Here is a 22,175-nt window from a genome sequence, read left to right as displayed (position 1 = left end):
AATGACTGAATCAAAAATTCGTATCCATATGGTAATAAAATGCTTAATTTTTAATAAAATATCACTTATTTTTTTTCTTGACTGAATATTTGAATTTTACAATAGCAAGATTAACTTCTATGCTTGCTTCAGTTTCTGATGTGTCGAGGTCATCAGGAACCACTAGATCTGAAATTAGATCACCTGTTTTTTGCATAAGCTCTTGGTATTTGGGTGAATTTTGCGGTGTTTGCGGTAGTGCTTTAATAGTGCGTGATATTTCTCTTACTTTCGTAAAAGTTTCAATAATGGCTAAAGTAGTTTCCGTTGCCTTAGGGCTTTTTAATATAGTAGCCAGCATATAAAGGCCTTTTTCAGTGAACGCTTTAGGCAAATTGGGTGAGAACTTTAGAGAAGCGAGGTGGTCGCAATTTGCGACCACCTCTTGTTTTTCGTTTTCATTAAGTTCTACCAAATAACCTTCAGGAAATTTTTCTGGATTTCTGCTTACGGCTTCGTTAATTCTTTTCGTTTCTACACCATATAGCTGAGCGACATCACTATCAATAATGACATGTTTTTTTCTGATTTCGATTATTTTATCTTCTACGTCTAATTGATTGATGTTCATCATTAAATCCGGGTTATAGCCTGATGCGCTATTATAAGGTGAGCTGAGTTTTTATCCAGAACAATTTTAGAGGGTAGAAGGGTATTTATGGTATTGGACAGATATGATAATGTTTGGGCTAGATAACGTACCTTATCTTTCACAAACAGGGTATAATTGAGAAAAAATTAAAAAGGGAACATATGGAGTTACTGGATCGCCAAAATGTGAAAAATCAAAAGTTTGTGATAGATAAGATTTTCCATCCCCTAGATGTGCATTTTGATACCAATTCCTTATCTGCATGGCTGACTTATTATTATTCAGTGCATGTCAAAGGGGCACCTGAAAAAACCGAACAAGCCAAAATGAAAGACATGTCCAAATTCGCTCAGTTTTTCCAAGCCGAAGTAGGGCATGATCTAGTCGATAGTTGGACTCCAGCGGTGAGTAAACAGTTTCAAAAAAATTTAGTAAAAACTATTTCAGAGAAAACGGGAAAACCGTATAAGGCAACATCTATCAATCGAACGATGGCAACCATCCGGCATGTCGGTCGATGGCTCCATCAACAACGCCCTTTATTGGCTGGCGACCCTTTAGCGCAAGTCAAAGATTTACAAACCGATGCGCCTAATTGGAATGGATTAACCTCAAGACAGTTAATGCGTTTAAAATCTGCCTGTGAACAACGAATTAAAAGTTGCACGCGTAAAAATCAAAATCCTGTCATGGAGGCCGCTTTATTTTATTTGCTCATGGGTACAGGGCTTCGTGAATCAGAAGTGGTTTCTTTAAATGTAGGGCAATACCGGCAAAAAGGGCTCTATGATGTGCTACGCCATAAGTCAAAACGAATCAGTCAAAAAATTCCACTACCCCAAGAGAGCAGGGATTATTTGGATGTGTATTTAGAAAAAAGGGGTGGACAGGATGAAGAGCCTTTATTTATAACAAGATATGGGAAGCGCTTAAAAACCTTGGATGTTTATAGGATTTGCCAACGGGTGTTGAAGCAAGCCTTGGCCTTTTTACCCGAGCAAGAAAAGTTTGCATTTACACCTCATAAACTTCGCCATACCTTTTTGAAGAAGGTTACGGATAGACACGGAGTTCATTTTGCGCAGGAATTGAGTGGGAACGTATCCATTAAAGAAATTTTTCGTTATGCAAAGCCAAGTCAAGACGAGATGCAGTCAACCATTGAAGAGCTATTCGAAAACTAAAATTTTATGGAAAATATTGAATCAGGCATTTTTTTTAATTATTACGAAGTTTTTTAATAAAATTATTTAATTTTCTTTTCATTAAATCTAATGTCAGATTTTCATTATAATAAATATAAACAACAGTAACATTATTTTTTTGACACAGTTCATTTTTTCTTAAATCTCTTTCTTTATTTTTTAGAAATGAAGTTTCTCCGCCAAAAAAATTAACAGGTTCTAAATGTTGTTTACCCTGATATTCTAATGCCAAAGCAATTTCAGGAAAATATACATCGAGACTCTGATTGCCCAACCAACTAGGACTAGCTTCTCGTATAATCTTATACTCAGGAAGTAATGTCTTAGCAAATAAGAACATCTTATTTTCATTGATCCATCTAGGCTTCTTGAATACATATTCTAAATTATGATAAATCCAACTATATTTAGGATCCTTCATATAATAAAATGAAATGGGATCAAAACAATATTTTAACTTCTTATCTGGAATTCCATATTTAATAATACATTCATCAAATCCATCCTTTTGTAAAACGCATAAATGACATATGTTCTTATATCTAGGTAAGTATACAATGTCAGATAGCATCAAAAGATTATCTTTTCTCTCTGTTGGAGGGTTTGACTTTAAAAGATGATCGTGGAATTCTTTTGAACACGAACATATATATCTTTTACCAGAAATATAATTAAAATATGTAATCTCTTGATGTTTACTATTAAAAATTGCGAAATCACAAAGATAAAACCACTCCGGGATGAATTTATTATTTAATTTATTTATTAATTCTGAAGAAAGGTGATTTAGAACATTGGGAACATTAATAGAGAACTTTAACCTGTTAATATAAATATTTGTTTGTGTTTTCAATGATTTAATTAAAACATCCTTTTTTACTATTCTGGTGAATTCTATCTCATGAAAGTAATTATTACTTATTGTGTTACCATTCATAAAACGAACTAAGAGACGTTGGGGGCATAAAGTTGCAAGTGAATCGGATTCAAAATTTCCATTATTAGTAATATAACCTGATTTAATCGGGAAAAATTCCATGTTTACCCCAACAATTAAAGGGTTAAAATAAATTTTGCCTTGTTCGGATTTTTTTATTTTTAATTGTGTTGAAAGATTAAAAGTAAGTTTTCTATCAAGAAAATTAAAACCAAATCCATGAGTTAATGTCGTTGGTATTATGCATTTAATAACAGTGTCTGAAATGACATCATTTTTAATTAAATGGTTGAATTTTGACAGGTAGTTTCCAATAGATAGTTTTAATGCATGTTCTATCACTGATGAGAGATTATGAAAGATCTCCTGTTCTAATGTTCTTATTAAAACTTTTTCAAAAAAATCAATATCTACGCCTAATTGCAGTTCCATATAATAAACAAATTAAGTTAATATTTTTAATTATAGACTGCGAACCCCTTTTCAATTTAATACCGAGGTAGCCATATGAACCAATGACTTAAATTTAATTCTACGATCTCGTGGAATAAGCATATATATTCTGATCAACTAATTTCCGACAAATTAGGGCAGAATAAATTTGTTTAATTGAGTTTAAGTTGCTTCGTTAAGATGCTTACTTTTTTATATATAATAAACAACAGTACAATGATTAGTACAAGAGATATTATTGTTATATTCAAATTTGAAAAAACCGTATTAGCAGCATCTTCCAATTTAAACTTTGCAAGAGTGAGTGCACCTATTGCCTCTATTTTATTAACTCTGGTGGGAATTGGAATATAGTTTACAGGCAATCCAACTTTGGCTGCTTCTTCACACCTGTTATAAGAGTATTCACCTTTGTTATATTTGCAATCTTTTGAGGCAATCGCTATGCGTTTAAGTTCTAAAAGTTTTTCTATATTTAAATCAGCGAAACAGTCTTCTTTTGTTAAATATTGCTTATTAAGATTTTCTACAGTTGTTCTAAAATCTACTTGCCCTCGCTGAAATGCACTTTTTTTTATTTTGCTCAGCGCAGTAAGGCAGTCATCTTTTGTGTATTGATTTTGGGAACTAAAATCATCAATCCAGTTTTGTGTAATAGTATTAGCACAAACCCATTGGGATGAAAATATAAGAGCAAGTATTAGTATTGATTTTTTCATAGAACACCCTTTGCTTTGTTAACGTGTTCCCTACTGTTATTTTTATTTCCTTGGGTCAATTTGATCGCTATTAATTAGCGAGTTAATTTTGGGCAAGTATAAAGATTAATATATACGTAGTAAACATTAATAACTTGGTTGGTCAAAAACATGAGCTTTTTTTCATTGCATATTTAAGCTCGAAGTGGCAGAGAGAAGAGGTTGGCAATATTGAGAGATTCACTAGAGATATGCCAGAAAAGAAAAAAAAACTGAAAAATGGCATTATAAGTTTAATCCAGAAGATTATATTGTGGCGGACATTGTAACCCCTTCTGGCATTGAGGACACCCACTTTTGAAAATAAGAGGATGTCTTTGATGTTGGTTGAAATTTGAAACAGGAACGTGCAATCTGTATTATCAATTAAATCGAGATGCTCTGGAAGTCATCTATCAAAAGTAAATATTTAAATCATATGATAGATATAACCCTCTTGTTTTCTGCCTTTCACTAAAGTGTACCCATGTGATATGAATCTCGCTCCCTTGAATTTGTGTGTATAGTGTGTATAATTACAGGTATGAAAAGCGCAGAAATAATAAAAATAATAGAACGCGATGGTTGGGTGAAGTGTCACCAGAAGGGGAGTCATTGCCAATTTAAGCATCCAACAAAAAAGGGTAGGGTGACTGTGCCTCATCCTAAAAAGGATTTACCCGTTAAAACGGTAGCTAGTATTTTTAAACAAGCTGGAATTAATAAGGAGGATATAAAATGAGATATCCTGTAGTAATACATAAAGACGAACACAGTGATTATGGCGTAAGTGTCCCAGATATTCCTGGATGTTATTCTGCTGGAGCTACTTATGATGAGGCATTAACTAACGTCATTGAGGCAATTGAATGTCATTTAGAAGGGTTGTTAATGGACAATGAGTCCATTCCAGTAGGCTCTACAATTGATCATTGGATAAATGAGGAAGAATTTCAAGGTGGAGTGTGGGCATTTATTGATATTGATTTAAGTCAAATATCAGGCAAATCAAAACGCATTAATATCACTATTCCAGAGCGCGTATTAAATCTTATTGATTTGTACTCTAAAAATCATGCTGTAAAAAATCGCTCTTCATTTTTAGCTGATGCAGCACTTAGTTATATAGAAAGTCATAAATAATACTTATGGGTTAGATAAAAAACCATGTCAAGAAATATCATCGAAAAAAATATAGGTGCTTTTTTAGAATTAAAAAGTTCAGAAGTTCTTGCTGTATACGGTAGTTGGGGTGTAGGAAAAACTTATATATGGAATGACGTAATCAAAAACAAACGTACAATGATTCCTGACTGCTACAAATCATATTCATATGTGTCACTATTTGGTATCAATTCACTCGCAAACCTGAAAACATCAATTTTTGAAAATATGATCAGTACTGATTTAATTGGCGAAAATGAACCTTCTATAAAAACCTTTATCAGTAATTTAACCTCTACGATAGAGTTGCGGAAAAAAGGATATTGGAACAAAAAAGCCCCAACGATTGCAAAATGTATACCTTTGATAAAATCGTTTAGTCCTCTTATAGATCATACAATGAGTATGGCTATTAAAGATGCAGTAATATGTATTGATGACATTGAGAGAAAAGGAGAGTCCTTAACGGTTAATGAGATTTTAGGATATATCAATTTTTTAAAAGAAAAACGAAACTGCAAAATAATCGTTATTTATAATTCTGACAAGATGAATGATGATAAATTCAGCGAGCTTAATGAAAAGGTGATAGATAAGCGTGTACAGCTGAACGTATCCTCAGTGGAATGTTGCAACTCTATTATTTCTGAAACCAATCCTCATAAAAAATTAATTTCAAGTTATCTTACGAGCCTTAATCTGACGAATATGCGTGTTATTAAAACAATTAATACTTTATCTGAAAATCTTCAGACGATAGTTTTCGATCTTGAGGATGAGACATGGGATAAGCTTATTAAATCGCTCTGCTTATTTTGTTATTGTCAGTACATTGTTGGTAAGCATATACCTACCTTGGAATTTTTGATTGAAAAAGGAAAAGACTTGCCGAAATTGTTCTCATCAAACGATTCAGGTATTAATAACATTAAGGAGCAAAAAGAGTTTCTTCATAAATACCTTTTTTATGGAATGACAAACCTTGATTTTATTATAGCGCAGGGTGTTAAAACCGGATTTTTTAATGAACAAGAGCTAGTTGCCGAAGTTAAAAATGTTAACTGCCAAATAATTAAGGATAAGGCAAAAGAGGCTTCTTACAATATTTGGGACTCTTTGTCTGATGGCTTTAATGACAATGAACAGCAGGTTATCAAGGATTTAAAATTAGGATATTTTCAATACAAACAATATATGTCAATCAATGACATTGATTATATTATTTCAATTTTTAGACAAATTCAGCAAAATGCTCTCGCTGAAGAAATAATGAATGATTATATTCAATATCTTAGTGTGAATAAAATAATTATTAACAGTGATAATTGTTATTATTTTAATCAACTAAAAGATGAGCAATTCAAGGATGCTATTGAGGCGTTAAATAATAAGCTTCAGCCTGAAATTTCACTTGTCCAGGCAATTGAACATATGGCATACAATAATAGTTGGTCACCAGAACATGAGGATGCCTTGGCTTTAGGAACAATTGAAGAATACTATACTTTTTTCAAATCTCTTAAGAGGGGGCAGATAGATAAATACTACAAAGCATTGTCGATATTTATATCTTCACGTAATTCAAAAGAGAGTTACCGAATAATATCAGAAAAAGTTCACTTTGCTTTGCAAAAAATAGCAAAAGAATCTCTTTTAAATGAGATAAGGGTAAAAAGGTTAGGAATAGACATAAATTGACTTGAGATTAATTGACCTATTTATGGAGCTAATAATCAACCCTTGAATTAGTATGTTTAGGGGCTGATTACATACTTACTACCAGCTACTATGTTTCATCCATAATTGTGATATGATTTTTCGTCCTTCATCATCCAGCACGTTTAGCGCATCAACAAAGTTAGCGGTATTCGATTGTTCCAAAAATTTTTGACCGTCATCGGCATTATAAAAAGAGTACATCAGCACAAGTAGGACTTGTTTTCCGTTTATTAACTAATTTAATGTTGAGCCTACGTGGGCTGAGAGTTTAGGGCTGTAGAGTAGAGGCCGCCCTGTTAAGTTAACTGCGGCATCGGTACTATTTCAGGCTCATTTTTAGATTCGAGAATACTCAAGAGGCCTTATCTTAACTAACGTGATTTGGCATCGGATGTTGTTTGCGCCAGATCATCCAGTCGTAAATTGGTTATTCCAATTGCAGCAGCGCATTGCAAAAAGAAAGCAAATTGAAAGGCACCACGGCTCATTTTATTTAATATACTGGCGTGAGTTTCGTGTACATCAATTGCGTTGAGCAGGGTAACAAGTTGCTCATAACTGATGTTGCGTCGTTTTAATTCGGCTTTAAGCATCCCAGAAGCTAATTTATTCCAGTCCATAGTACTCAATATAAATCCTCTGAAAATATCTTTAATAAAATTATTATCTCAAATATGATATAAAAATGTCAAATATGGCTTGCATCGAATGCCGTAAGTGATATAATAATACTGTATTCGATATATCATATTTTACAAAGGACATTGAAAATGATTAGAGAGATTGTGCGAAAAACTTCTTTACCGATTTATTTTGTTTTGGACACCATCCGATACAAGCGTGGCCAACGCAAGATGATGGCATACTCCCTGAGGAATAGACGATGTAGTTAATTTTAATTAAGACTTTTTGTGTGCATGTTGCGCCAGGATATAAGTTTTTTGAGATACTCTTTATCACCTAATACACCACAATACAAAGATGGAGAACACAAATGAAAATAAGATTCATGTTAATGAACGCAGTTGCAGTATCGGCCATTGTTTTAACGGGATGCAATACGACTGATATCAAAGCGACTATGGGGAATGGAGATGCAGTTACAACAACTACTAACCGACATTTAAAGCCAATTAGCCCAGATCAAGTAAAGATCTATCATTCAAAATCTTCAATACCAAAACACCATACTGTTGTGGGTAGAGTATCCGCTTCGAATTATAATATGATTGGTATGACCATTTCTCAAGAATCGATAATGTCTGAATTAAAAAAACAAGCAGCTTCAATGGGAGCTAATGGAATTACTCATATTACGACAGGACTGGCACAAACTACTGCTGAAGCTGTGCTTTTAAAATAAGCTTATCACCTAGCTACCTGGCTGTAGTTAGGTGATTAAATTTAATTAATTGCTAACTGATTTAGCTAAATATAAAGAGGAGAAGGGACATGGATAGTATTGGGGCAATGCGTATTTTTGCACTTTGCATGGCAACCATATTGCCAACTTTATATTATATTTTTTCTACTTCCATAAAACGTGCTTGCCTGTTTTTTTCGATTACCATTTCAATGTACTTATTGTTTGAATTTTTATATTTAAGTGGCCCTTTCTGGTTATCGGATCATAGATTTTTTGCGGCGGTGGGTATTATTACTGGTTGCTTGTTAATTCAATTTTGCAGAATACATTTGATTAAATATATTTTTAAACGTGGTGAGCAACTTTTAAATTAGTATACAAGGGGTCGTTTAGTAGCACTGAGCTAACTTGGATAAATTGAATTATTCATCGTTCTATTTTCAATTCATCAATTATTTCAGGATGAGAAAGCAATTCATCCAATGTTCGAGGCACACTTTTATATAAATTAAAGTTATTTGTACGTCGCATCTCTTGTAAATTACTCAGCACCCTACTAATAGACGAGGACCAGGTTGAGTCTCTATGAAGCATATTCGATGGAATGGTAGCTAAGAGATTTTCAAGCGTATTCATCGCATCGATAAAGTCATTTCCTGTTACAAATGGCAGCCAATCAGTAGTATCAAAATAATCTGCTGCATCGATCATCGCACAGTCTCCACCGCTAGTTGAACTTCTAATTTCATCCAAAAGAAATTCATTGGGTGACACGCAGGCCCATACCCCTTTGCCATAGTTGTCAAACCAGGATTGAAAGCCAAATTCATGGGTTGTGATAAGTAAGTTGATACGTTCAAACATGGGAGGCTCCTTTTATCGTGCAGCAGTTAATTGGACTATTATTTCAATCTCTACTAAGCAATTTAAAGATTTCACTACTCAATCTTTTGTTATACTCTTTCCAATAGGCCAAAATAGATCTTTTTTTTACCGAAACAAACCAAGTATCACAGCGCCTACAGCTAGAAGCGTACATGCTGATGCAGCAAGGTTGAACATGGCGATTCGTTCGGTACGACGCAATAATCCTTCCGTACGAAAAAGCAATTTTTCAATGCTATTGTGAATGCTGATGGCAGTGCTTTTTGCGCTTTCTTGAAGTACGTTTGCCATCGCTTCTTTGCTTGCAGCAAGTGAAGAATTTAATATCCTCTCTGATTTTTCTTTTGCCTCATTTCCCCAGCGTAAAGCGATCCCCTCTAATTCCTCTTTGTATTGATGGAGCATGAGTTGTTGTGTTTTAGCGTTGTCTTCCATCAGCTTGGCATTCATGGTCTGCAATATAAGAATGGGATCGTCTCGTCCAAGGACAACCCCATGTTTTATGGCAACCTCGTTAATGAGTGATTCGAATTGATCGGCCATTACATTACTACCGCATTGGTTAGTTGATTAAAAAGTTCGTCTCGCACTATTTTGAGACGTTGCCTTGTCATGATAGTTCGAGCGGGTGAAGCGATGGCTTCGCTAAAAGTAAGACGTTCTTGAAGCATTTCGGATACATCACGACCAAAAGTCTCTTCTTTAAGTGCCGGTATATGAATTATTGCGGAAATCTTTTCTTTGTTTTCTTTGTAGGTTTTCATTTGTTCGAAGTCTTTACCTTCGTGTTGCACTGGTCCCCAGTAAGAGTTTAGCCAAACTACAAATAAAGCATTTTCTGGGAACTGGCTGGCAAGTTGTGAAAAACCATTCACAGTGTCTTGCATGGCTTGCCCACCCGTAATGACGGTATGAACTACCAGCTCATGCCCCATTTCAGCCAACAGTGAAGGGATGTTGCTGCTGATTAAGTAATGTGACAGTGGTACGAAGGAGCTTGCTCCATTGTCAATTATGACGTCATGGGTTGTTGGCGCAATCAGTTCAATGAGGTCATCAAAGTGACGAGAGTTAATTTCATCGCCATCCATTATTTGCAGTCGGGTAACATTCAGTGCTTTATAGCCCGAAAAAGTGGTGTTAACCGGATCGGTATCGATACAAAGAGGCTCTTCCCCCTCGTTTTTCATATACTGTGCCAGTGTTGATGCTACGAAGGATTTTCCGACCCCTCCTTTTCCTTGCAAGACCATATTAATTTTAGCCATTAAAATAATTCCTCTGCATTGGGTACTGGATTAAAGGTAAAGCCTGACAGTGTTCCTGGTTTCGTTGTTTTTTTTGTGTGGTCGTCTGGTAATTTGGATTTATTGTCCTTTGATGTTTGGGATGACTCGGGTTCAACTTGAGGGGTTGGTTGATTTGCTTGTGGCCGACGAATTTGGCGATTCACATAATTCAAAAAGGTGTCATAACCAAATTCAATTCGCTTTAACTCATGCATGTTTTCCCACACGGTTTTAACTGGATATCCCGCATCAAGCGCTTCTTTTATATCAGCTCGAACAGCTAAGAAGGCCACCAAATTCTTATTGCGAGGTGTTGATTTTTTTTCCTTGACCCACTTGGCCAGCTGGTCTGTATAGGATGTTCCCATATCAATTAGTTACCTGTTATAAAATCAATTAAATGTCAATTTCATGTCAACTAACATCAGTTCAAATTCGATTATAAACCTATTAACCCCGTTTTTCATATGACCTTCGCTAAAATTAATTTTTCCTATAAAAAACAAGGATAAATCGAATGCACCGTGGTATTATTTCTTGGCGTAATGGATTTAAAAAACAGGGCAAGATAGGTGAAGATGGCCACCCAGCGAGCTGGGTATCCACTTCACATCCTTCCTTATTCGCACCTTCGGTGCTCAACGGAAATCTTGCTCTTGCGAGGCTAACGGCTGCCGCCGTTTTAATGTCAGGACAACGCTTGAAAAAAGGTATTACGATGAACAACAGCGAAACAAGACTCAGCAGAAAACACGTCCGACGGCTTCGAATTCCCGTACTTCCAGAGGAAGAGCAAATAATCAAAGAAAACGCGGCACATGCGGGATTGGCCACCGCTGTATATCTTCGTCGTTTGGCTCTAGGTTATGAAATAAAGAGTTCCATCGACCAACAGCACATCATCGAACTTTCTAAAATAAATGCTGATTTAGGTCGCTTGGGTGGTCTGCTCAAGTTGTGGCTTACCAATGATGAGCGGCTAGCTCATATTGAGCCCAAAACAATAACTGTCGTATTAGAGCGTATCAAAGCAACCCAGGCAGCCATGCTTGAAGTAGTGAACAAGCTATGAACGTGTTTATAGCCAAAAGCGCTGCAGGGGGTTAGTACATGATAGTCAGACACATTCCAATGAAAGTTATTAGGAAAAGTAACTTTGCAGGACTCATCCAGTATATGACTAATGAACATGGCAAACAGGAACGTGTTGGCGAAATTCGCATTACAAATTGCCAGAGCAATGAGATTGAATGGGCAATCCATGAAATACAGGCAACGCAAGAACTGAATCAGCGTGCAAAAGGTGATAAAACCTATCATCTTTTAATTTCCTTTCCTGCAGGAGAAATTCCATCAGCTGACGTATTAAAGGATATTGAGCAGAGGGTTTGTTCTTCCGTGGGTTTAGGGGAGCATCAACGAATTAGTGTGGTGCATTATGATACGGATAATTTTCATATTCATGTGGGCATCAATAAAATCCATCCCACGCGTTATACCTTGAATGAGCCTTATCTTGCCTATAAAAAAATGGGTGAGATTGCCACACTGCTTGAAATCGAACACGGTCTGCAACAGGTGAATCATATTCCTCATAAGGTGGGTTCTGAGAATCGAGCGGATGATATGGAGCATCATGCGGGTATCGGGAGTCTTTTAAACTGGATTAAATCTGAGTGCTTGGAGCAACTTAAGGCCGCTAATAATTGGTCCCAGTTTCATCATGTATTGGCGCAACACGGTCTTGAACTACGCGTGCGAGGTAGTGGTTTAGTGATTGTGGATGGTTTAGGAATTGGTGTTAAGGCAAGCTCAGTATCACGTGATTTTTCTAAAGCGAAGCTTGAAAAAGTATTTGGGTCTTTTGAAAACAATACATCGACTCACCCAGACCTCGCACCTCCCCTAGCTAAAAACGCAAGGGTTGCAAAAGTGGGACATAATCCACCACCGCGTAGTCAAAATCGTTTGTATAGGCTAGATCAGCTTGAAACTCTTTCTATTGAGCAAGGTATTCATTATTCACTCAAACCTGTTCACATGAAAATAAATACCTCGATTCTTTACGCCAGGTATCAAGAGGAACAGAACCACGCCAAATTTAATTGTGCCTCTGAGCTTTCTCGTGCTCGCACACGGAAAAAACAACTGATCGAATCAGCGAAGCGAGGCGGTCGGTTAAAGCGTGCGGCAATTAAATTATTGTGTGGAACTCCTGTTACCAAGAAAGCTCTTTATGCTCTGACCAGTCAAGCAGTTCAATCCAATATTGAAGAAGCAAGAAAGAAGTATGCGAAAGAACGTGAATCCATTTATCTTAAATATCAGCGCAGCACCTGGGCTGATTGGTTGAAATTAAAAGCCCTAGAAGGCGATGCCGATGCGCTTAATGCACTGCGTTCTCGTGAAGTACGCCAAAATCTTAAAGGGAATGTTGTTACGGGGCAAGGAATGCAAAGTGGTGAGCCTAACCTTAAGATAAAAAACGATAATATTACTAAAACAGGAACCATCATTTATCGCGTGGGAACTTCTGCGATTAGGGATGACGGGGAGCTGATTAATATGTCACGTGGTTCTTCCGAAGAAGGAATTGCGACCGCCTTGCACATGGCCATGAATCGTTATGGTGAATGCATTACTGTCAAAGGAAGTGATGTGTTTAAAGAGCAGGTCGTCAATGTTGCAGCACAGTTAAAATTAAACCTTAGGTTTGATAACGAACAACTTGAGTTACAACGTCAACAGTTAATAAAAAACCCAAAACCAAAGGAAAATAATCATGAATCAAGAAGACAATCTGATCTTAACGGCAGAGGAACAAATCGAGGCAGTAATGAGAACGTTGGATCAATCAGAGTCATCAACCCTGACAGCAGAAGAACCAGAAGAAAATCAAGTTCTGGCGGGACACCCAAGCCCTACCTTGGGCGCATTGGACAGCAACCGCCGCCCGAAAGTAAAAACCGTTTGCGAGACTTGTCCCAACTCGGTATGGTTCAGTTCTCCACTCGATGTGAAGTGTTATTGCCGAGTCATGTACCTGGTCACCTGGAGCACCAAAGAACCCAATCAGATGACGGGCTGCGACGGAATGTATCTAGGCCAGGAGCAGTAAATTTTATTTCGGATGCTGCAGACAAATACATTGCTGAGCGTGAATTAAAGCGTCAAAAAATAGCCGACATTCCTAAGCATAGACGGTATAATAAAAATGATGAGGGGCTTATGCAGTTTGCAGGGATTCGTCAAATCGATGGTGAACTGTTGGCTCTTTTAAAGCGAGATAATGTCATTGTGGTATTGCCCATTGATTCGGACACAGCTCATCGAATGAAGAGGTTGTCTGTTGGTGAGATGGTCAAGTTAACCGCAAGAGGCACCATTGCATCAAGAGGGCGCAACAGATAATGTAGGTTAATCTGTGAAAATTATTATAGGGACTGAATTTTATGAATAAAAAACAACCTTTCAAATCGATTTTTTCTCCAATGGTGGGTGTGTTTCTTACAATAATTCTGTTTGGAATAGAACAGAAATTCCCACTATATAAGATGATTGAGAACAGCCCCAAAGGCGCCTCATGGATTGATTTGGCTTGGATGTATTGGGTGTATTTTGCTTTATATAACGGGTATTTCTTCTTGAAGAAGATAATATTCAGCTTTTCAGAAAAAAACCACGAATCCATTTGATTGAATTAATCATTTATTTTGGCCTAAAGAGTGCAATTTAAATCCATTTTTCTTTCAACCGCAAGGGGCTCTATTATAGAACCCCCTGTTATTAGTAACTTACTAAATGTTTTTATTTAAGCCGCACTTTGAATGTCAACCAATAAATCTAAGCCTTCTCGATTAAGCATGTCTTGCAAGCACAAACGCACAAACTGTTTGCTTGAATATCCTAGTTTATCAGCAAATTCAGCAGCAGCTTTAGGACTTACGTAGCGGCGATTATGCTCGATGTCACATAAATAATGACGAGAAACCCCTAGTTGTTTGGCAAAAGCGGCTTGCGTCATTTCTTCACCCTGACGAATTGCCAATAAATGATCTCCAAGAGTCGGTTTTTTGCCTATTAGGGACTCCAGATAAGCAAGTGCTTCTTTGCTTTCGTTAGTAATCATGTTTATTTACCTCCATCACTTCAACAAGTTCCATTTGCCCATTAGTCTTTAATTCATAAATAGCCCGATAAGCCTTATTTAATCGAATAGAACGCTGTCCCTTTCTTTTACCCTGTAATGGCTCATCGTGGTAGCTAGAAATTTTTCTAACTTCTAATAACCCATCATGAGATACTGATTCAACCCATTGATACAACTTGATGGCAATATACTGAGGTACTTTTTTTAAGTCCTTTTTTGCCTGTTCACTAATGGTGACTTTACAAGTATTCATTGCAATCATCTTATTTTTCTATAATTGTACCCTAATTTAGGTAACAAATCAAGTTTGAGTTAACTGATTTGTCCACAAGGACTGTCTTTACCCACAAATACCCTAAAAATGAACTAATCCTAAGCTTAGGTGCACACCAAGTAGTGATTCGACAACTACATAAAAAGAGTCGTGATTAGCAAAAATAGACAAAAGTATGGCATTGTCCAAAAACTCAATAGTGGAAGACGCACGAGGATGAAGATTGAATTTTCATGTGACTCGATAATCCTCCAAAGGATTCTTTGCAAGGAACCCTTTGGATAATATGATTTTATAACGTCAACGTGCTGTGTTGATGCCTGGTCATTTTGATTTCTTTCTGCTCTATAATAGACGTTTCCTTTTTTTGAATTATTTTATCGACAATAGGTTTAATCTGGCGTTTTACTCCCTCAGAGCCCAATACACTTTTGGATGCCAAATCGTTAAAGTCGCTAAATGACTTTGGATCTCCTGCCTGTTCACCAGGTGCAAAAATTGGAAACAAGGCAATGCCATTAACGGCCTTTGCAGCGTCAAGCGCTTTGCTTCTTCCTGGATTAATTCCTTGATTTATTTCAAGATGCTTATCATCATCCCCCATAATAATAATGGGTTTATCAGGAAATTGTTCTTGCAAAGCCCTCGCTACTGGCTCTAAGTTTCCTGCATCAAAGGCCGAAATTGTAGCAAACCCAAGTTCTTGAGAGATGCTTGCAGCAGTAGCAAACCCTTCTGCGATTACAAGGGCAGGAGCTTCGGCTAATGCGTTAAGCCCGCCCAAAGCATGAAAGCATCCTTCCTTGCGAGAGTTTTTAGCAAATCGTTTGGTCCCATCTTCTTTAATGTATTGCATAGTCCATAGTTTGCCACTTGCATCGGTTGCAGGAATATAAGTCGTTTGTCCGTTAACATCTGTGAATATTTCAGAATGGGGTTCGATTTTTTTGGTCTGTAAATAAGGCGTTGGGGTTGTTATGAGTACTAAATCGGATAATTGTTTGCTTACTCGTTTGGCCGCTTCTTCCTGGTCTTGCCTTTGTTCCTCGGCCCGTTTTTTAATTTTTGTGGCTGCAAGTGCATGCAATTTGGCCCGCTCTGCATCAGTTAATGAGTAGCCCTTACTTTTCCATTTTGTCTCAATACCCGTGCGGTTATTTTTAACATAACCCGCAGGATGACCATCAAGATGCCCCACATAAAACCCTGACTTTTCACCTTTTTTATCCCCTTCAACGCTGATTCGATGTTTTTTTCCATCCATAATAGGATGTTCGCCTGTAACAATACTGCCGATACTTTTCAATATATCGGAAAATTCCTGCTCAGGTGTTAAGGCAGGCTGTTGCCGTTCTAGGTTTGTGTTTAAAATCCAGGGTTTTAAAGGTTCTAAATTGGTGCCAATGTGTGCAAACCAGCATTTTGCGGCCTTATCCCACTCTACTGCCTTTTTACCGTCCTCAAGCCTTCCTGCAATATGTTTGACCGCTTCTCTTTGCTCGTATGGTACAGCAAGCCATGTTTTTTCAGTGGCGATTTGTGATGGCTCGATATCTTGAGCTTTAGAGCCAGTATCAAGCTGTGGGCTAGTAATCCAAGGTTTTAAGAGTTCTAAATTAGCACCAGGGTGAGCAAACCAGCGAGAATATTCTTTATCCCATGCAATGGCTTTTTTGCCATCGGGAAGAACACCCGCTAGTTCTTTAGCTACTTCTTTTTGTTTAAAGGGAATATCGAGCCAGATTTTTTCATTCTCTGCAGACTTATTGGTGACTGGAGTTTGGTTGGTTGGGGCTTGGGTTTGGAGTTGACTTTGAGCTTTATTGAGCGTGGCAATCTCATCGTCTAAGGTGGGTGGATTTTCATTTAAATGATAATCATGATTTACAGGTTCTACTTCATTTGCCAATGTCATTTTGTTTTCCAGCTCGTTTGGCAAAGGGTGATTGGTATTTTGTACTTGTTCTTGTTTTAGTTCGAAAGATAGAATGAATTGTTGCATTTTTTCAGCCTCTGCAGCAGCACGAAACAGTTCCAATGGATCGTCATGTAATACTTTAATCCAAGACTCGATATAAGTTGCATGTTGATCTGGATCGTGACCAATCCCCAATTCATCCCCTAAAATCATGCTGGTAATTTCAGCCCGCAATTCTTCTTTGGCATAGCCATCACTTCCAAAAGGATGAATCAAATCCCTGTCCATTCGTGTTGAATGCCCAGTCCAATGGCCGAGTTCATGCAAAGCAACCGCATAATAATTATCTGCGCTTAAGAATTGGCTTTTGTCAGGCAGATGGATGGTATCCGTGGAGGGTCTATAAAACGCGCGGTTGTTCTCACCATGTAAAATAGCAGCTCCAGATGAACTTAGAATCTGTTCAGCCCGGTCGATGGAATTCCAGGCGATTTCCTTTTGAGTGCGTGGAGGTAATCCATCAATTTGTTCTGCATTAAATACGGTGGCATAAAACACTCGTGGCCGCTCAAGGCGAATTTCAATTTTAACGGGCTTACCATGAGGATCCAGTACTGGTTTACCTTGCTCATCTTTTTTGATCTGTTCTTCGGTAAATTTCCAATATTGAATAGCGGAACCTTTTTCGCCTTTTCGCACTTGCGCTTGAGCCTCTTCTGCTTGTTTGTAGGTCATCCAACGCGGATCGCGATAATCCTGGGCCATTAGTGCAATAGCATTTATTCCTTTATAACGTTTTCCGGTGATTGGGTTCATCGGTATAAACGCATTGGGAGCACCTGGTTCCCATGGTCTTTGCCATGGAGCTGTTCCTTGCTTTAACTGCTGAATTAATCGTTCAGCGATCACTTCATGAAACGGTTTTTTATTCATTATTGATCCTTCCCGATAATGTTTATGTCTTTAGTACCTGCATTGAAGATATCCATTTCATCAAAACAGCTGTCTTTGGCATCCGCTTCAGTTAATGCGTCCTCAATGAAGGCGCCAGCTTTCATCGCTTCATCAGGATCAAATTCCACTTGCAGCCCTGGGGTGAGTGCATCAAGCAGTTTTTCAGACAACACTTGAGTTTCATTGGCTTTCACGTTTAAATGACGGTCATTTGGTGTTTGGGTTTTCGGGTTCATGAGTTAACTCCTTTGATTAGTAATTTGCCGCTAGTTTTGAAACGCTCTAATTCATTTTTACGGATTAAATAAGGATTGAAAGTCCAAGTAATACTGCTTGTTGAGTAGGAATATTAGTGATACGCGCCGTTTCGGTTAAAGAATCCACCTGATAGTCGGGATTGCCTCCAAATACCTGTTGATACTCTATATGTAGGGTTAAATTGTCGTTTAATTTATAGCCTATTCCTGCTTGAAGCTCTGGACTGATTTGAGATAAATCATTGACTTCATTTCTATCGACTTGAGCTTGTCGATAGGCCACTCCTCCTTTGAGAAAACCAAATATTCGCTCGTCTTCAAAAGGAGTAATTTGTGCTGTTACCAGAATATCTATCATCGGTTTAACAAGGATGCTGACTGGCTCGCCTCCTAATTCATCCAGGGTTGATTGAGGAATATCCAAACGCATGGTATTGCCATTTTGTATTCCTGCGTCTATTCCAAGAGCAAAAAAACTAGACAGATTGTATTGGGTATTCAAGCTCAATCTTCCCATGACGCTTTGTCCATCATTGTTATATACAGAATCATAATGAGTGAGGCCCAAGCTACCAGAAAACCCCCAACTTAAGGGCATGTCACAATCTGAACACGCATAGGATGGATGCAGATAAACACACAACAAGGCAAACAACAGATGTATTTTTTTCATTTTTTAATCCTTTTTAGTTTCATTTATTAAAAATGGGATATAGCGCGAACCCGAGCATTCGTGTTGGATTTGTCACTGGCAACCAATTCTCCGGTCGAAAAATTAATGAGCCAGGCTTTGGACGCACTTGCTTCTGTTGAACTCCAATATAGGTCTGGCGCAAAGGAGGACAGGTTGGCTTCTTGTAAATGGGTGTGCATGAGTTGTAATTCAAAAGCACCTGGCAAATACCATCCGCCATAGCACATGCTGTCATTGGCAATTGGGGTCTGGCAGGGCGTTATTCCATTACTTAGAACTTGAAAGGATACGGCTTTTAGGGCTGCAAACGTTCCTTTTTGATTATCAATCGTTTGCTCTGCAATAATGACTCGTGTATTGGTTTCTCCAGCGCCTATTCCATCTGCTCGTGCATTGGTTACTTTGTTTCCTGAGGGCCCATTTCGCCATTGCACTCCATCGCTTAGAACATCTCTTTTGCTGGCAATCAATCCGTGTTGGCCTGTTTCATCGACATAAAAAACAATACCGCCGCGATATTCTTCGCCAATATGGTGCTGATTGGATAATTTGGCAGTGATTACAGCACCTTGAATTTCAATTCCTGGACCTGCCTGATAATGAATGGGTTGTGGAAGCTGGTTGACTTGAGCTTGAAGGGCCGATATTTGCCCGCCTAATGCACCTATTGCTCGCCAAAGTCCGGTGTGACTGGCATGGGCATTTAGACTGGTTAATAACATTATGGTAAGAATTGATTTGTTCATGATTTCCTCATTAAAATTAAAAAGAATGAATGGGGCGAACCTTAGGCTCAGTACTTGATTTATCAAGAGAACTTGATTCACCAGTGATCCAATCTAAAGCGAACGATTGGTTGACGCTTGCTTCCGTTGAGGACCAATAAAGATTGGGTGAAAAATTTCCAAGCCCTTTGTCATAAAGATTGGCTCTTAGAAGATGTAATTCGTTTAATGAGGGCAAATACCAGTTGCCATAACATAATTCATTCTCAGTGCACGCAGAAACCCCATCGGATAGGACAGAAAAACTTTGAGCGATCAATGCTGCAAAACGCCCTTCCTGATCGTCAATGGTTTGTTGACTCACGATTAAGTGGGTGTTGGATAGACCTGCATAAACTCCGTTGCCAAGAGCATTCGTTGTTTTGTCGCCACTTTCTCCATTTTGCCATGACATACCGACACCTTGATTTGCATCGATTTTGGCAACGATTAGCCCGTGTTGTCGGGTTTCATCAACCCAAAAAACAATCCCCCCTTGATAGGACTCCCCTACCTCGTGGAGCGTGACCACTGGAATCGCATTGATTTTAGACTCCGTTTTTTGGCTTTCCTTAGCCACTTGGATGAGAATCGTATCAACAGCTTCTTTAATTTTGCTGTTCACATATTCTGTGGAAGCAGGACTTGATGTGGCAACAGTGCTGTAAGCCAATAAACCAAACCAAATATTTAAAAGAAATAAGTGTTTTTTCATGAAGTGTTCCTCTTGTTTATATTGATTTTTTAGGGGTATAAGCGGGTTTTCCTTTTGCATCGGGATAGCTCTCTTTGCATTGCGGATAAGCGCTACAGGACCACCAAAATCCTTTTTTCCCAGGTCGTCGAACAAGTCCTTTGCCACACACTGAGCAGCTGTAATGATGGGAAATGGTCAGCGCGTTTTTAGCTCCTGATATGTGAATGGCTTTACCATTCGCTTTTTTTACCCATTCCTTTACAAACTGGGTTTGCCGTTCAATGAATCCCATAGAAAGGGTTTCATCCTCTTCCATGTCTTTTAAAATACGCTCATTAATGGCAGTTAGAATTGGGCTTTTGACCACTTCGGGAAGTGCATCAATGATGCTTTTTCCTAATGAAGTACTGAGAATAGTTCGTCCTTTTGTTTCCAAAAAATCACGACGTTTTAATTCTGAAATAATGGATGCACGAGTTGCTGATGTGCCAATTCCATCACCCTCTTTGAGCATTTTTTTATGTTCTTCTCCTACGATATATCTATGGATGTTTTCCATCGCTCGTTGCAGGGTCCCTTCAGTGAATCGACCTGGTGGCTTGGTTTTGGCATCGATTCGGGTGGCTTTTAAGCATGTCACAGCCTCATTTACCCTCATTGCAGGCAGGTTTTGCTGTTCATTAGTCCCGACGGTTTCTTCTTCATCTACAACGGCATATACATCACGCCAGCCGTTATGAATAATGGTTGTTCCAGAGGTTTTAAAGGTCATACCATTCACTTCAATGTGAACTGTGGTGCTCAGGTATTCATGTAAGGGGTAGAATTGGGCAAGATAGGCGCGGACAATTAAATCATAAACAACTCGTTCTTTTTCATTTAATCTGGTGCTGTTGCCTAGATGCTGAGTTGGGATAATTCCATAATGCGCCCCTACTTTGCTGTCATCCCAGGTGTTTGATTTAATGGACGTATCACACCGTTCAATAAGTGCAGTCAACTCAGGATTAACCTGTTTTAGAGCCTCTAAAACCTTTGGTGCATCATTGAGTTGGGATTCGGGTAAAAACCCACAATCGGTTCTGGGGTAGCTTGTGAGTTTGTGCGTCTCATATAAGGATTGGCAGGCATCAAGTACTTCAGAAGCTGTATAGCCCCATTTTTGGGAGGCACTTAGGGTAATATCGGATAGAGAGTAAGCGCGGGGATGGTTTTTCTTCTTTGGTTCTTTGGTGTATTGGGTAATTAATCCCGAGTAGCCTGTCACTTGACTAAGGATTTGATTGGCAATATCAGGATCAATCAAACGACCTTCAGAATCTAAACCTTGCTGATGTTCATCTGCATGAAAGGTCGCTAAAAAGGCATGGTTTTCAACCTGGAACGCAGCCTTGATGGTATGATAATCCTTTGATTTAAAGGCCTCAATTTCTCGGTCCCTGGCAACAACCAAGGCCAGGGTCGGTGTTTGTACGCGTCCCACCGTCAGTAAAGTATTACACCCGCCACGCTGAGCACTTAAGGTATAAGCACGACTTAAATTCATGCCAATTAACCAATCCGCACGGCTTCGACTGAGTGCGGCCAGACTTAATCCTTTATAGTGTGCATTGTCTTTCATGGACGCGAATCCGCGTTGCAATGAGATGGAATCATGAGCAGACACCCAAAAACGAACTACAGGCTTTTGGTTATTGAAGTATTCTAAGATTTCATCAATCAAGAGCTGCCCTTCCCTGTCGGAGTCTCCAGCATTAACAATGAGCTGTGCCTCTTTGAGCAATTGCCCAATGATTTTAAGTTGTTTTTTTGCCTCATCTTTGGGTTTTATAATCCAGGTTGCTGGGATGATGGGCAGCTCATCAACTCGCCATATTTTTTTATCGGTTTTAGGATGCCTTGGAACGTCATTGGCGGTGTACTCATCAGGCTCAGCTAATTCCAGCATGTGGCCAAAACACCAGGTGATTTTATCAGTGCCACATTCAATATAGCCCTCCCCTTTACCCGTTACTCCAAGCTCTTGGGCTAGAGCACTAGCCACGGATGGTTTTTCTGCAATAAATAAACGCATGGTTTGT

General features: G+C 38.4%; 26 protein-coding genes. 9 read left to right on the top strand and 17 right to left on the bottom strand.

Annotation, left to right across the window (positions count from 1 at the left end; genetic code table 11):
* Positions 1-61: 61 nt before the first annotated feature.
* Entirely contained in the window at positions 62-613 is a 552-nt protein-coding gene (locus Lqua_RS14960; protein WP_058475089.1) for an ORF6N domain-containing protein, read from the bottom strand.
* A 179-nt stretch (positions 614-792) separates the two neighbouring features.
* On the opposite strand from Lqua_RS14960, the gene Lqua_RS14955 reads away from it, so the two are divergent.
* Positions 793-1,815, top strand: a complete 1,023-nt coding sequence (locus tag Lqua_RS14955) for a tyrosine-type recombinase/integrase (RefSeq protein ID WP_058475088.1) — start codon at positions 793-795, stop codon at positions 1,813-1,815.
* Between the two features lie 34 nt (positions 1,816-1,849).
* Here Lqua_RS14955 and Lqua_RS14950 read toward each other — a convergent pair whose 3' ends face one another.
* A complete protein-coding gene (locus tag Lqua_RS14950) occupies positions 1,850-3,205 on the bottom strand; it encodes a hypothetical protein (protein ID WP_058475087.1) in 1,356 nt (451 codons plus the stop codon).
* Between the two features lie 173 nt (positions 3,206-3,378).
* The gene (locus Lqua_RS14945) at positions 3,379-3,945 is read right to left on the bottom strand and encodes a hypothetical protein (protein WP_058475086.1); all 567 of its coding nucleotides are present in this window, start codon (positions 3,943-3,945) and stop codon (positions 3,379-3,381) included.
* A gap of 562 nt (positions 3,946-4,507) precedes the next feature.
* Here Lqua_RS14945 and Lqua_RS14940 point away from each other — a divergent pair.
* The 3 genes from Lqua_RS14940 to Lqua_RS14930 are packed head-to-tail and all read left to right on the top strand — an operon-like array spanning position 4,508 to position 6,825.
* Positions 4,508-4,705, top strand: coding sequence for a type II toxin-antitoxin system HicA family toxin (locus tag Lqua_RS14940; protein WP_058475085.1), 198 nt, complete (start codon positions 4,508-4,510; stop codon positions 4,703-4,705).
* Positions 4,702-5,106, top strand: coding sequence for a type II toxin-antitoxin system HicB family antitoxin (locus Lqua_RS14935; RefSeq protein WP_058475084.1), 405 nt, complete (start codon positions 4,702-4,704; stop codon positions 5,104-5,106). Before Lqua_RS14940 ends, Lqua_RS14935 begins: the two co-directional genes overlap by 4 nt.
* Before the next feature lie 24 nt (positions 5,107-5,130).
* Entirely contained in the window at positions 5,131-6,825 is a 1,695-nt protein-coding gene (locus Lqua_RS14930) for a P-loop NTPase fold protein (RefSeq protein ID WP_058475083.1), read from the top strand.
* Positions 6,826-6,903: 78 nt separating this feature from the next.
* On the opposite strand, the gene Lqua_RS18265 is transcribed toward Lqua_RS14930, so the two are convergent.
* Together Lqua_RS18265 and Lqua_RS14925 are read right to left on the bottom strand one after the other, a co-directional pair.
* On the bottom strand, positions 6,904-7,047 hold the full coding sequence (locus tag Lqua_RS18265) for a hypothetical protein (RefSeq protein WP_162264410.1): 144 nt from the start codon (positions 7,045-7,047) through the stop codon (positions 6,904-6,906).
* A gap of 170 nt (positions 7,048-7,217) precedes the next feature.
* The gene (locus tag Lqua_RS14925; RefSeq protein WP_058475082.1) at positions 7,218-7,466 is read right to left on the bottom strand and encodes a DUF6471 domain-containing protein; all 249 of its coding nucleotides are present in this window, start codon (positions 7,464-7,466) and stop codon (positions 7,218-7,220) included.
* A gap of 374 nt (positions 7,467-7,840) precedes the next feature.
* On the opposite strand from Lqua_RS14925, the gene Lqua_RS14920 reads away from it, so the two are divergent.
* Positions 7,841-8,209: a hypothetical protein gene (locus Lqua_RS14920; RefSeq protein ID WP_058475081.1), complete on the top strand. Its 369-nt coding sequence runs from the start codon at positions 7,841-7,843 to the stop codon at positions 8,207-8,209.
* A gap of 89 nt (positions 8,210-8,298) precedes the next feature.
* Positions 8,299-8,586 carry a hypothetical protein gene (locus Lqua_RS14915; RefSeq protein ID WP_058475080.1) on the top strand — a complete coding sequence of 96 codons (288 nt, stop codon included), beginning with the start codon at positions 8,299-8,301 and terminating at the stop codon, positions 8,584-8,586.
* A 52-nt stretch (positions 8,587-8,638) separates the two neighbouring features.
* On the opposite strand, the gene Lqua_RS14910 is transcribed toward Lqua_RS14915, so the two are convergent.
* The 4 genes from Lqua_RS14910 to Lqua_RS14895 form a co-directional block, all read right to left on the bottom strand.
* Positions 8,639-9,076 carry a hypothetical protein gene (locus tag Lqua_RS14910; RefSeq protein ID WP_058475079.1) on the bottom strand — a complete coding sequence of 146 codons (438 nt, stop codon included), beginning with the start codon at positions 9,074-9,076 and terminating at the stop codon, positions 8,639-8,641.
* 126 nt (positions 9,077-9,202) lie between these two features.
* The gene (locus Lqua_RS14905) at positions 9,203-9,640 is read right to left on the bottom strand and encodes a conjugal transfer protein TraM (RefSeq protein ID WP_058475078.1); all 438 of its coding nucleotides are present in this window, start codon (positions 9,638-9,640) and stop codon (positions 9,203-9,205) included.
* Positions 9,640-10,365, bottom strand: a complete 726-nt coding sequence (locus Lqua_RS14900; protein WP_058475077.1) for a nucleotide-binding protein — start codon at positions 10,363-10,365, stop codon at positions 9,640-9,642. Before Lqua_RS14900 ends, Lqua_RS14905 begins: the two co-directional genes overlap by 1 nt.
* The gene (locus Lqua_RS14895; RefSeq protein WP_058475076.1) at positions 10,365-10,754 is read right to left on the bottom strand and encodes a TraK family protein; all 390 of its coding nucleotides are present in this window, start codon (positions 10,752-10,754) and stop codon (positions 10,365-10,367) included. Before Lqua_RS14895 ends, Lqua_RS14900 begins: the two co-directional genes overlap by 1 nt.
* 350 nt (positions 10,755-11,104) lie before the next feature.
* Here Lqua_RS14895 and traJ point away from each other — a divergent pair, with 350 nt between their 5' ends.
* The 3 genes from traJ to Lqua_RS14880 are packed head-to-tail and all read left to right on the top strand — an operon-like array spanning position 11,105 to position 14,081.
* Positions 11,105-11,458, top strand: coding sequence for a conjugal transfer transcriptional regulator TraJ (gene traJ, locus Lqua_RS14890; RefSeq protein WP_058475112.1), 354 nt, complete (start codon positions 11,105-11,107; stop codon positions 11,456-11,458).
* Positions 11,459-11,496: 38 nt separating this feature from the next.
* Positions 11,497-13,797, top strand: a complete 2,301-nt coding sequence (traI, locus tag Lqua_RS14885) for a TraI/MobA(P) family conjugative relaxase (protein WP_058475075.1) — start codon at positions 11,497-11,499, stop codon at positions 13,795-13,797.
* Between the two features lie 41 nt (positions 13,798-13,838).
* Positions 13,839-14,081 carry a hypothetical protein gene (locus Lqua_RS14880; RefSeq protein ID WP_058475074.1) on the top strand — a complete coding sequence of 81 codons (243 nt, stop codon included), beginning with the start codon at positions 13,839-13,841 and terminating at the stop codon, positions 14,079-14,081.
* A gap of 116 nt (positions 14,082-14,197) precedes the next feature.
* On the opposite strand, the gene Lqua_RS14875 is transcribed toward Lqua_RS14880, so the two are convergent.
* From Lqua_RS14875 to Lqua_RS14840, 8 genes are all read right to left on the bottom strand, one after another.
* Positions 14,198-14,515: a helix-turn-helix transcriptional regulator gene (locus Lqua_RS14875; protein WP_058475073.1), complete on the bottom strand. Its 318-nt coding sequence runs from the start codon at positions 14,513-14,515 to the stop codon at positions 14,198-14,200.
* On the bottom strand, positions 14,505-14,789 hold the full coding sequence (locus tag Lqua_RS14870) for a type II toxin-antitoxin system RelE family toxin (RefSeq protein ID WP_058475111.1): 285 nt from the start codon (positions 14,787-14,789) through the stop codon (positions 14,505-14,507). The genes Lqua_RS14875 and Lqua_RS14870 overlap by 11 nt, the downstream gene beginning before the upstream one ends.
* A 313-nt stretch (positions 14,790-15,102) precedes the next feature.
* Complete coding sequence (locus Lqua_RS14865; RefSeq protein ID WP_058475072.1) at positions 15,103-17,661, bottom strand: zincin-like metallopeptidase domain-containing protein; 2,559 nt, start codon at positions 17,659-17,661, stop codon at positions 15,103-15,105.
* Positions 17,661-17,918: a hypothetical protein gene (locus Lqua_RS14860; RefSeq protein ID WP_058475071.1), complete on the bottom strand. Its 258-nt coding sequence runs from the start codon at positions 17,916-17,918 to the stop codon at positions 17,661-17,663. Before Lqua_RS14860 ends, Lqua_RS14865 begins: the two co-directional genes overlap by 1 nt.
* 64 nt (positions 17,919-17,982) lie before the next feature.
* Positions 17,983-18,612 carry an outer membrane protein gene (locus Lqua_RS14855; RefSeq protein WP_058475070.1) on the bottom strand — a complete coding sequence of 210 codons (630 nt, stop codon included), beginning with the start codon at positions 18,610-18,612 and terminating at the stop codon, positions 17,983-17,985.
* A 26-nt stretch (positions 18,613-18,638) separates the two neighbouring features.
* Positions 18,639-19,379, bottom strand: coding sequence for an Lcl C-terminal domain-containing protein (locus tag Lqua_RS14850; RefSeq protein WP_058475069.1), 741 nt, complete (start codon positions 19,377-19,379; stop codon positions 18,639-18,641).
* A 16-nt stretch (positions 19,380-19,395) separates the two neighbouring features.
* Positions 19,396-20,112 carry an Lcl C-terminal domain-containing protein gene (locus Lqua_RS14845; RefSeq protein ID WP_058475110.1) on the bottom strand — a complete coding sequence of 239 codons (717 nt, stop codon included), beginning with the start codon at positions 20,110-20,112 and terminating at the stop codon, positions 19,396-19,398.
* 16 nt (positions 20,113-20,128) lie between these two features.
* Positions 20,129-22,168, bottom strand: coding sequence for a DNA topoisomerase 3 (locus Lqua_RS14840; protein ID WP_058475068.1), 2,040 nt, complete (start codon positions 22,166-22,168; stop codon positions 20,129-20,131).
* Positions 22,169-22,175 lie beyond the last annotated feature (7 nt).

This window comes from Legionella quateirensis (genome assembly GCF_001467955.1).
Classification (GTDB): Bacteria; Pseudomonadota; Gammaproteobacteria; order Legionellales; family Legionellaceae; genus Legionella; species Legionella quateirensis.
This window is presented reverse-complemented; position numbering and strand designations above follow the sequence as displayed.